Genomic DNA, 11009 nt, shown 5'->3' on the forward strand with positions numbered 1-11009 from the left:
ATCTAACAAAAGATTCTGAGGGCCGTAGGCGCCTACGCCGCCGCCAGGGTGCGCGTGATCTGGTCGAGGTGCGCCTCGCCGTGATCGGTGTAGCTGCGCAGCATATCGGCAAGGCTCATCGTCCCGTACTCGGGGTGGACGCCGGAGCGCGCCCACGCATCCTCGGGCAGGCTCTCCCAGAAGCGCGCCCAGCGCGCGTGGAGCGCCCGCAGCAGCCGTAGCGACACGCTGATGTCGGGGTCGGATGCGTCGGGCAGGGCCGCCCACGCATCCTGCTTGTAGGGCTTGAGCGGCGGGCTGTCCTCGGTCAGGATGAGCCGACAGCGGATATAGCTGTTGGCGTGGGAGTCGAACAGGTGGTGGACATTCTGCGCCACTGTCCACTCGCCCGCCAGGTAGGCGCCCCCCAGCTGCTCAGGGCTTAGCCCGGCCACCAGCGACTCCAGCTGGTCGGGCAGGCTGCGGATCTTCGCGATCAGTTCCATGCGCTCCATCTCGCTCAGCATAACCACCCTCCTTGCTAGCCACAACGCTTTGCGATGCATCGCCTTTTTTCGGGCGTCAGCCCTCCGCCGCCGGCAGGGTGAAGAAGAAGGTGCTGCCCTCACCAGGGACGCTCTCCACGCCGATGGTGCCCCCGTGGGCCTCGACCACCAGCTTGCAGAAGGTGAGGCCGAGGCCGCTGCCGCTCGTGCGGCGGTTGCCGGCCTGGCCGAACTTGCTAAAGATCTTGTCGAGGTCGTGGGGCTTGATCCCCAATCCGAAGTCGCGCACCGCGACGCGCACGTGGCCATTCGTCTCGGCGGGGCCGATGCGCATGATCACCTGCGAGGCCTTGGGGCTGAACTTTAGGGCGTTGTCGAGCAGGTTCTGGAGCACGCGCAGGAGCAGCTCGTGGTCGGCGTGGACGCGCAGGCTCTCGTCGGCCACATCGAGGTTGATCGCCACGCTATTCTTCTGGGCGATGATCGTCATCCGGCTGATCGCGCTCTCCCCCAGGGGGCGCAGCGCGACGGGCGCGCAGTCCAGGGGCATCTGCCCGCTCTCCAGGCGGCTGATATCGAGCAGCAGGTTGACCATATCGAGCAGGTGCTGCGTGCTGGTGTAGGCGATGCCCAGGATCTCGCGCTGGATCTTGTTGGCCTCGCCGCCGGCGACGCCCCGGAAGATCATATCGATCGAGGTGATCACGCTGGTGAGCGGGCTGCGCAGGTCGTGGACCATCATATTCGTCAGGTCCTGACGTAGCCGCTCGGCCTCCTTGGCGGCGGTGATGTCGCGCACGGTGAGCAGGATCGGCCAGCGGTGCGGGGTTCGCTCCCCCTCGCCGCCGTGCTCGCCCTCGGGGATGGCCCGCGTCACGCTCCACTCTAGGGCCGGGGGGCCTGATCGCGGCGAGGTGAGCTGGCCGCGCACGAAGCGCTCTACACCGTCTGCGACGCCGCTGAGCCCGTCGTAGAGCTGCTCAAGGTCGGCCGGGTCATAGTGGGCTGTCGTCTGCCAGCGGGTCAGCAGCTCGACGACCAGCAGCCCAGCGAGATCCCCGCCGGCGGGCCAGGCGGCGACATCGGCCAGCTCGCGGAAGGCATCGTTGGCCACGGCGATGCTGCCGGACTCATCCACCAGCAGCATCCCCTCACGGGTGGATGCCATGATCGAGGCCAGCTGGTCGCGGCCCTGGCGCACGGCGCCGAAGAGCTGCAGGCTCTCGGCGGCGACGGCGGCCTGCCCAGCGAAGAGGCCGAGGCTCTCGATCGCTGAGGCGCGGGGCAGGATGTCGGTGTAGCCGATGCAGATGGCGCCGAGGATGCCCCGGGTGGCCCGCAGCGGGATGGCGACCACCGCCTCGCCGGTGATGGGGCTAGGGCGCAGGCTCTGCGGCCGCCGCAGCACGATCGCCTCGCGGGCCAGCTGCTCGACGGCGGTCTGGTCGGCGGGGCCGCCGCCGACCTGGGAGCCGAGGATCAGGCTGTCGGGGGATCGCTGGGGCTGCCAGAGCAGGGCCTGCCCCCACCGGGCGTCGCTCTGGGCGACCATGCCGCCGACCGTCAGGTCGTAGATCTCCTGGGGCGTGCGCAGGGTGGTGTTCAGAGCCATGCCGAGGCCGTTGAGCGCCGTGAGGCTGCTCAGGCTATGCTGGAGGTCGCTGTAGAGCTGGGCGTTCTCCAGTGCCACGGCGGCCTGGTTGGCGAAGATATCGAGGATCTGCACCTGCTCGGGGCCGGGCAGCATGCCGTCCTCCGGGTCGCTGACCGAGATCAGGCCGAGGATCTCGCCGCGCATATTGCGCAGCAGGCTGAACATCACGTCGCGCGGGTGCCAGCCGCCGAGCGTCGCGGGGGTGCTCCTGGAGGTGTAGACATACTCGGGGCCGCCCCAGAGATGGACATAATCATCGAAGCGCCGGTCGATCACGTAGGTCGAGGGGCTGCGCCGAAACTCGGGGCGCAGGATGCCGAGCAGGCGTGAGATCGGCGCGCGGGCCGGGCGCAGCTCCTCGAAGCTGGCGGCGGCCGGCCCGGCGGCGATGACGCGCTGCAGGTGGGGCTCGCCCGCGTCGCTCGGCCGGACGAGGGCGATGATCGCGCTGCGGAATCCGGCGCTCTCGGCGACCGAGTGCGCGATCGCGGAGAGCAGGTCGTCGCGGTTGTGCTCGACCCGAAGGGCGTTCGAGACGCGCAGGATGCGGCGCAGCCGGTCGTTGCTCAGGTCGAGGTCGCGGACGCGGCGGGCGAGGGTCTGGTCGATCTGGGCGAAGCGGCGCGCGTTATCGAGGGCGATCATCGCCTGGTCGGCGATCGCCTCGAGGAGCGCGCGGTCCTCCTCGGTGAAGGGGGCGTCATCGTAGCGGTTGAGGATCTCGATCACGCCCTTGATACCGTCGAGGCCGCGCAGGGGCACGGCGAGCAGCGAGCGGGTGAGGAATCCGGTGTCGCCGTCGAGGGCGCCGTAGAAGCGGCCGTCGCCGCGGGCGTTGTTGACCACGGCGGGCTGGCCGCTGGTGGCCACATAGCCGGCCACGCCGGTGCCCGAGGGCAGGCGCTGGCCGAGCAGCCGGTGTCCGGCGGGGCCGCCGGCGTAGCTGAAGACGAGCTCGCCGGTCTCCTCATCGAGGAGCAGCAGCGAGCCCTCCTCGGCGTTAAACAGCTCCTGGGCCTGCTCGATGATCAGGGCCGGCACGCGCTCCGGGTCGAGCGTCGAGGTGATGGCGCGGGTGATCCGGTTGAGCGCCTGCATCTGGCGGGCCTGCTGCTCGGCCAGGCGGAGCATCTGGGCGTTGCGGATCGGGCGGGCCATCTCCTCCACGAGGATGAGCAGCAGCTCGCGCTGGAGCGGCGAGAACTGCACTGCCGGGTCGTGGCTGTAGCAGCTGATCACGCCGTAGGCCCGGTCGCCGTCGCGCAGCGGGGCACCCATCCACGCGTGGGTCTCGGGGCCTGCGCTGATGTAGAGCGGCGGCACATTCTGGCGCGCGCACTCCTCGATGTAGCTGTCCGTGAAGATCGGCTCCTCGGTCTGCAAGATCGTCCCGGTGAGCCCGGCGCGCTGCTCCCAGAAGCTCTGCTTGCCGATCCGGCTGCCGCTGATCGCTATGTAGACCATCTCGATCCAGCTGCTCTCCTGGTAGCGCAGCGCGACGAGGAAGCTCACCTGGCCGAAGGCGCGCTGGGCGACACGGTTGATCTGCTCGAGCAGATCGCCGAGCCGGCGGGTGTCGCGCGCCTGCGCGATCTCGGCGCGGAGCTGCCGGCGCGCGCTGGCGGCCGGATCGTCGGCGGGTCGCAGGGTGCGGCGGGTCGCCCCGAGGACGGCGGCGAGCACAATCAGCGCCTGCTCCTGTGGGGCGGACCAGCGGCCGGGGGTGATGCGGATCCAGCCATCGAGCTGCTGCCCGCAGCGCACGGGGATATAGCCGGGCTGCCCGGCGCGGCCGGTGATCACTACCCCGGCGCGCAGCCGGGCCAGGATCGCCGGCTCGCCCGGCCCCGGGCCGCCGTCGTCTGTCGCCCACGTCAGCTCGTGGCGGCTCGACGGCACGATGCTCATTAGCGCCAGGGATGCCCGTCGATCAAGGTCGACAGAGTCCGCCGCCTGGGAAACCTCAGCGACAAGCTGGGGCCAGGTGGGCGTGAGGTCGCTCTGATCGGGCGGGCGCTGACTCATGGTCGATACGGCGCTAGAGAGGATGTCGTCTTGGTTGGGCATAGAGTCGGCAGCTGTCGATAAAGCGATCGGCGTCGGCGTGCGATGACAGTCGTGCTCATTTTACCCGGCTTTTACCTTCTGTCCATACTACCAGAATGAACGACCTTTGACAATTTGTTCATCGCAGATCGCCGCGCGGCGTCCCCATCTGATCGGGGGCGCGATGGTGGTTGACGCTGGCAAAGCAGGCTGCTATAATCGCCGCCGTCTCGCAATCCACACCATAGCTCGGAGGCTTGCTCGTAATGGGTTTTATTGAGTACATGACGACTTCTAGCCCTGCCTTTGGCACGCTTGCCTGGATCTTCTTCCTGCTCCAGCTCATCGGTGTGGGTGCGGGCGCCTACCTCGTCTACGCGCACACAGAGCGTAACCTGGCCCGGCAGGTGTTCATGCGCCAGCTCGGCATCGCCCTCCTGGTGCTTGGCGGCGTGGGGCTGCTCGCCTCCGCGCTGCGCCTCGCCGGCGTGCCGCTGATCAGCCAGCGGCTCTGGCTGTGGGTGTTGCTGCTGGTCGATCTGGCCGTGGCCGGCTACGTCACCTACTATATGCGCAGCGTCCTGCCCGCTCTGGAGAAGGCCCAGGCCGGCAAGCGCGGCCCCCGCCCCGGCCAGGCCCGCAGCGTCACCGCCGAGCAGGCCCCGGCCGCCCCCCGCCCGGTGGCCACCACCAGCCGCCGCGAAGCCCGGCGCGAGCGCAAAAAGAAGAAGTAGGGCCGGCACCCGCAGGGCCGCCCGCAGGCGGCGGTGGTACTCGGCGCGCGTGATCTCGACGGTGCCGAACTGGAGCATGTGCGGGCCGACGATGTACTGCGAGTCGAGCAGCGCGAAGCCGCCCCGGCGCAGCCGCTCGACCAGATGCACCAGGGCCACCTTGCTCGCGTCGCGCTCGGTGTGGAACATGCTCTCCCCGGCGAACAGCCCCCCGACCGCCACCCCGTACAGCCCGCCCACCAGCCGCCCCGCGCTCCAGCTTTCCACGCTGTGGGCGATCCCCCGTCGGTGTAGCTCCACGTAGGATGCGACGATCTCCTCCGAGATCCAGGTCGTCTCGCGCCCCGGCGCGGGCTCGGCGCAGGCCCGCACCACCCGCTCGAATGCCGTGTCCGCCCGCACCTCGAAGCGGCCGCCGCGCACCGTGCGGGCCAGCCGGCTCGGCACGCGGAAGCCGTCGTCCAGCGGGATCACCGCGCGGATGCTCGGCTCGTACCACCCCACCTCCCCGTCCGCATCGGCCATCGGGAAGATGCCGCGGCTGTAGGCTGCGATCAGCATGTCGGGTGTGAGCATAGCTTACCCGTTGGGGCGCAGCAGCAGGGGCGCTGCGCCCCTGCTGCTGCGCCCTTACATTACTCGACCCGGCTGATGCCGCCGGTGACGATCTGGATGGCCCAGAGCAGCAGGGCGAGGGCGCTTACGGCGCCGAGCCCGACGGCCCAGGATGCGCCGTTGAGCACCAGCGCGATCCAGAGGGGCGCGCCGAGCAGCCCGTGGGTGAGCAGGCTGATCAGCAGCGCCGCCGGCACCAGGGCCAGGGCCATGCTCAGCCAGGCGTAGCGGTAGGTGGCCAGCAGCACGTACAGCAGCCCGTACGACACGAGCCCGGCCATGATCGCGGCCAGCAGCGGGCTCGGCAGCCCCAGGGGCAGGTCGATCACGCGGTAGGACCACAGGCTGGCCCGCAGCCCCACAAGCTCGATCAGCAGGTGGTACAGCAGGAAGATCAGGTAGGTCAGGATGCCGGTGATGCCGCCGGGGAACCACCAGCGGGTCGTGTAGAGGTAGAGCACCAGCATCGCCGGCAGCGAGTAGTGCCAGCCGGCGGCGAGGATGAGCGATGCTGGCACCGGCTGCGTCACCGCCGCCTGCACGCTGTCCAGGCTCACCCCATAGCTCACCCCGTAGAGCAGACGCCAGAGGGGCGATGCCAGTGCGCTCAGGTGGCCTGCCACCAGGGCGAGCAGGTAGACCGGCGTGCGCTGCTGCCAGGCCAGGTAGCCCGCGGCTCCGTAGCAGATAAGTAACAGGATGATCGCTGCGGTCTGCATAACCCCCCGAAGTGCAAAAGGTACAAGGTACAAGGTACAAGCAACCCCGCTTACGTCTCGACGAACTCATTTTTACCTTGTACCTTGTACCTTGTACCTTGATCTACTCCCACATGTACTCGCGCACCTCGCCGCCGTCCAGCGTGAAGAGCCTGTCGGTCAGCCCGTTGGCGCGCTGGGTCGCGTCGGCCTCGATCTGGCTGGCCACATTGGCCAGGATCGTGCGCTCGGCGTCGCTGAAGAGGATCATGAAGTCGCGGTTGGGGATGCCGATCACCATATGGCCGGGGAACTGGCCGCGCAGCTCGGCCAGCATATCCGGGACCAGCAGCCGGGTGGCGTCGAAGCCGTCCTGGGTGTTGAAGATGATCAGGCGCTGGGCGCCCTCGCCGGTGGTGGTGTAGCTGCCGGACTCATCGGTGCGCTGGCGCAGGTTGGCGATCGCCTGCTCGTGCAGGTCGTGGCTGCTGATCTGCCAGCGGTCCAGGTGCTGCTCGCTGATGTAGGCCAGCCGGCTGCCCTCGCCGATCACGTAGGTGATCATCAGGTCGCCCAGGAAGGGCCGGTAGACGATCATGGGCAGCTCGCGCTCGCGCACGGTGAGCAGCAGCTCCAGCGGCTTGAGCATGGGCATCACGCGCGGGCGCAGCTCATCGAAGGATGTGATCGTGCGGTCGGTGTCGTTGGTTGCCATAGGGTTCCACGTAGGGGGCGCAGCAGCGGCACCAGATTGATGGCAAGGCTGGGATGTTGGCGGTAGCCGCTGCTGCGCCCTTACGGTGTCGTCACATATCTCTAAAGCTCCAGCGGGTCGAGGCCCGACTGCCATGCCGCCTTGAGCTCGGCCAGGCCGATGCGGGCCAGGCTCATCTCGCCCGCGCGCAGGTGCAGCTCGGGGCCACCCGTCACCTCGCCCAGGGCGGCCAGCTCCACGCCGGCCATGTGGGACTCGAAGGCGGCGGCCTGCTCGGGGGCGACCTCGGCCAGGAAGCGGCTGGGCGTCTCGCCGAAGAGCCGGGCCAGCTGGCTCGCCTCGCCGCCGATCAGGGCGATGTCCAGATCGAGGCCGAGCCCGCCGGCCATGGCCATCTCGGCGGCGGCCACGGCCAGCCCGCCCTCGCTCAGGTCGTGGCAGGCCCGCACCACCCCCGCGCTGATCGCCGCGTGCATGCGGGCGAAGGTCTCCCTGGCGGCGGCCAGATCAACCTTGGGCAGCTCGCTCGCGCCCACCTCCACGCCGATCGCCGCCAGGTGCGAGCCGGCCAGCTCCTCGCGGGTGGCGCCCACTAGGTAGACCCGGTTGCCCACCACCTTGAGGTCCATCGTCACGCAGCGGCGCACGTCGGGCACATTGGCCAGCGCCGAGATCAGCAGGGTCGGCGGGATGGCCACGCGCTGGCCGGAGGCGTCGCGGTACTCGTTATTGAGGCTGTCCTTACCGCTGACGAAGGGCGTGCCGAAGGCCACGGCGGCGTCGTAGCAGCCGGCGGCGGCGCGCGTCAGGCCGGCCATGCGGTCGGGCTGCCTGGGGTCGCCCCAGCAGAAGTTGTCGAGGATGCCGGTGCGCCCCGGGTCCCCGCCGACGGCGACCACATTGCGCAGCGCCTCATCGACGCTCGCCAGGGCCATCCAGTAGGGGTCGATCTGGCCGTAGCGCGGGTTGATCCCGCAGCCGAGGGCCAGGCCCTCCAGGCTGCGCGGCAGCGGCTGGAGCACCGCCGCGTCGCCGGGGCCGTCGCTGCGCTCGCCGACCAGCGGCTTGATCACCGTGGCCCCGCCCACCTCGTGGTCGTAGCTGCGCACGATCCGCTCCTTGGAGGCGATGTTGGGGTGGGCGAGGAGCGCCAATAATTGCAGATTGCAGATTGCAGATTGCAGATTGGGTTCTGCAATCTGCAATCTGCAATCTGCAATCTGCAATGGCGTCCACACCGCCTCAAGCACCCGCTGGGGCCGCCCGTCGTGGAGGAAGGCCATATCGATATCGACCAGGGTCTGTCCGGCGTGGGCCACGCGCAGGCGGCCGTCGTCCGTGAAGTGGCCGATCGCGCATGCCTCCACATCCTCGCCGGCGCAGAGGGCCAGCAGGGCGTCGAGGCTGGCGGGCGGCACGGCCAGCACCATGCGCTCCTGGGCCTCGGAGAGCCAGACCTCCCAGGGCTGGAGGCCGGCGTACTTCAGGGGCGCGTGCTCCAGCTCCACGGAGACGCCCGTCTCGGCGCCCATCTCGCCCACGGCCGAGGAGAGCCCGCCCGCGCCGCAGTCGGTGATCCCGCTGTAGAGCCCGAGGTCGCGGGCCTGGAGCAGCACGTCGAGCAGCTTCTTCTCGGTGATCGGGTCGCCGATCTGCACGGCGCTGCCAACCTCTGCGGCGGTGCTGTGGGTCAGCTCGATGCTGCTAAACGTCGCCCCGTGGATGCCGTCGCGCCCGGTGCGCCCGCCCATCACCACCACCGCGTCGCCGGGCTGGATGTTGTGCGGGTTGGAGCCGCGCGGGGCGATGCCCAGGGTGCCGCAGTAGACCAGCGGGTTGGCGGTGTAGCCGGGGTCGAACAGCACCGCCCCGTTGACGGTGGGGATGCCCAGCTTATTGCCGTAGTCGCGCACGCCGGCCACCACGCCGGCGGCGATGCGCTGCGGGGAGAGCACGCCCGCGGGGGCGCGATCCTCGGGCGGGCCGAAGCAGAGCACGTCGGTGTTGGCGATCGGCCGCGCCGAGACGCCCAGCACGTCGCGGATGACCCCGCCCACCCCGGTGTTCGCCCCGCCGAAGGGCTCCAGCGCGCTGGGGTGGTTGTGAGTCTCCACCTTAAACGAGACCTCGTGGGCCTCGCCGAAGGCGATGATCCCGGCGTTGTCGACGAAGGCGGAGAGAACCCAGCTGTCGCTGGGAATGTTGAATGTTGAATGTTGAATGTTAAATTGCGGCTGATCAGGGCTCTGCCGGATAATGCGGTCGGTCGCCGAGATCAGGAAGGTCTTGATCAGGCTGTCGATCTCGACATCCTGCCGGAGCAAGTGGTACGCCGGGTAGAGCGCCGGATCAGGGGCCGCACGGCCATTCACCATTCCTAATTCATCATTCAACATTGCGCGGTAGCGCACCTTCGCCTTAAACGTCTTATGGCTACAGTGCTCGCTCCAGGTCTGGGCGATCGTCTCCAGCTCGCCGTCGCTGGGGTCGCGGCCGAGCTGGGCGAAGTAGCCGCGCACGGCGCGCATCTCGTCCAGGTCCAGGGCGAGGACGCCGGCGCGGCTGATCCGCAGCAGCTCGTCATCATCGGCCTGGCGCAGGGGCACGCGGGCGATCGTCATCTCGGCGGGCTCGGGCGGGGCCACCAGGGCCGCGTAGAAGGCCAGGCGGGCGGCCGGGTCGTCGCCGGGCCGGTAGACCAGCGCGGTCTGCACGAGGTCGATCGCCAGGTCTTTCGCGCGGGCCTGCGGGTCGGCGCCGGGGGGCAGCAGGTGGCGGCTGAGCGCGCGGGCCTGGGCGACGGTGTCCACGCCGAGGCGGCGGGCGCCCTCGGCGGCGCTCTCGCCGGGGTTGTCGGTGACGCCGGGGCGGTAGGCCAGCTCGACCACGCTTGCGGCGCCCGCGCCGAGGCCCTCGGCGGACAGGGACTCGGCCGACAGCCCGCGCCACTCGGCCCGCTGGACGACCGGGTCGTGCAGGAGCTCGGCGGCCATGCGGGCCACGTCGGCGGGGGCGAGCTGGGGGCCAGAGAGCAGGTAGAGCGTATGGACAACCTCGGGCTCGGCGGTCTGCTCGCGCGGGGAGACGGTGACAAGAAAATGGGGCATGGCGCATCCAGGGTGGCTACGGCTTCCGGGGCTTCGATTGTAGCCGATAGGGGGCGGGGCGTCAATATTGTCGTATGCGGGCGCAGCGCCCGGCGATGGTACAATATCGCTCTATGGACGCATCTCCGCTCTCCATCGGCATCGACGCCAGCCGTATCGCCGTGGCTCGGCGCACCGGCACCGAGCGCTACACCTATGAGCTGGTCGCCGCCCTGGCCCGCGTCGACCGGCGCTCTGCGTATACCCTCTACACCAACGGTCTGCCGCCGGCGCTGCCGCCGCTCGGGCCGAACGTGGCCTTGCGCAGCATCCCGCTGCCGCGCCTGTGGACGCACGCCCGGCTCGGGCCGGAGCTGGCCCGCCGCCCGCCCGACGTGCTCTTCGTGCCCGCCCACGTCGTGCCGGCCATCCACCCACCCGCCTCCGTCGTCACCATCCACGACCTGGGCTACCTGGCGTTTCCGCAGGCCCACACCGCCCGCCGCCGCCTGGAGCTGGGGCTGACGACCCGCTGGAGCCTGCGCGCCGCCCGCCTGACGATCGCGATCTCGCAGGCCACCAGGGACGACCTGGTGCGGCGCTACGGGGCCGACCCGGCGCGGGTGCGGGTGGTCCACCACGGCCTGGGCCAGTCCTTCCGGCCGGTCGAGAGCCCGCTGGAGATCGCCGACGCCCGCGAGCGCCACGGGGTCGCCCCGCGCTACCTGCTCTACGTGGGCACGGTGCAGCCGCGCAAGAACCTGGAGCGCCTGATCGACGCCTTCGCCCTGGTGGCCGGCCGCCCCGAGCTGGCCGGCGTGCAGCTGGTCATCGCCGGCGGGCGCGGCTGGCTCAGCGAGGGCATCGAGCGTCGCGCCGCCGGCCACGGCCTGGCCGGGCGCGTCCACCTCAGCGGCTACCTGCCCGACGAGGACCTGCCGGCCCTGCTCAGCGGCGCCCTGGCCTTCGTCTTCCC

General features: G+C 70.0%; 6 protein-coding genes and 1 pseudogene. 1 reads left to right on the plus strand and 6 read right to left on the minus strand.

Annotation, left to right across the window (positions count from 1 at the left end):
* Window positions 1–32 precede the first annotated feature (32 nt).
* The 6 genes and pseudogenes from K2Z83_RS09805 to purL all read right to left on the minus strand — a co-directional run bounded on the left by K2Z83_RS09805 (window position 33) and on the right by purL (window position 10054).
* Complete coding sequence (locus K2Z83_RS09805) at window positions 33–506, minus strand: DinB family protein (protein WP_220594988.1); 474 nt, start codon at window positions 504–506, stop codon at window positions 33–35.
* Window positions 507–561: 55 nt separating this feature from the next.
* The gene (locus K2Z83_RS09810) at window positions 562–4206 is read right to left on the minus strand and encodes a GAF domain-containing protein (protein WP_220594989.1); all 3645 of its coding nucleotides are present in this window, start codon (window positions 4204–4206) and stop codon (window positions 562–564) included.
* A gap of 713 nt (window positions 4207–4919) precedes the next feature.
* A pseudogene (gene aat / locus K2Z83_RS29850) lies at window positions 4920–5495 on the minus strand (leucyl/phenylalanyl-tRNA--protein transferase); the annotation flags it as partial.
* Between the two features lie 59 nt (window positions 5496–5554).
* Complete coding sequence (locus K2Z83_RS09820; protein WP_220594990.1) at window positions 5555–6253, minus strand: hypothetical protein; 699 nt, start codon at window positions 6251–6253, stop codon at window positions 5555–5557.
* Between the two features lie 103 nt (window positions 6254–6356).
* Entirely contained in the window at window positions 6357–6947 is a 591-nt protein-coding gene (locus tag K2Z83_RS09825; protein ID WP_255603681.1) for a DUF1444 family protein, read from the minus strand.
* Between the two features lie 101 nt (window positions 6948–7048).
* Window positions 7049–10054 (minus strand): phosphoribosylformylglycinamidine synthase subunit PurL, encoded by a 3006-nt coding sequence (gene purL / locus K2Z83_RS09830; RefSeq protein WP_220594992.1) that lies wholly within the window; start codon window positions 10052–10054, stop codon window positions 7049–7051.
* A 113-nt stretch (window positions 10055–10167) separates the two neighbouring features.
* On the opposite strand from purL, the gene K2Z83_RS09835 reads away from it, so the two are divergent.
* Window positions 10168–11009 (plus strand): glycosyltransferase family 1 protein (locus K2Z83_RS09835; protein ID WP_220594993.1); only part of this gene is annotated, 842 nt, incomplete at its 3' end.

This window comes from Oscillochloris sp. ZM17-4 (genome assembly GCF_019599295.1).
In the GTDB taxonomy this organism is placed as follows: domain Bacteria; phylum Chloroflexota; class Chloroflexia; order Chloroflexales; family Chloroflexaceae; genus Oscillochloris.

Coding starts and splice junctions, on each gene's coding strand:
- K2Z83_RS09805 (WP_220594988.1), bottom strand. CDS start 506: ATGCTGAGCGAGATGGAGCGCATGGAACTGATCGCGAAGATCCGCAGC.
- K2Z83_RS09825 (WP_255603681.1), bottom strand. CDS start 6,947: ATGGCAACCAACGACACCGACCGCACGATCACATCCTTCGATGAGCTG.
- K2Z83_RS09820 (WP_220594990.1), bottom strand. CDS start 6,253: ATGCAGACCGCAGCGATCATCCTGTTACTTATCTGCTACGGAGCCGCG.
- purL (WP_220594992.1), bottom strand. CDS start 10,054: ATGCCCCATTTTCTTGTCACCGTCTCCCCGCGCGAGCAGACCGCCGAG.
- K2Z83_RS09810 (WP_220594989.1), bottom strand. CDS start 4,206: ATGCCCAACCAAGACGACATCCTCTCTAGCGCCGTATCGACCATGAGT.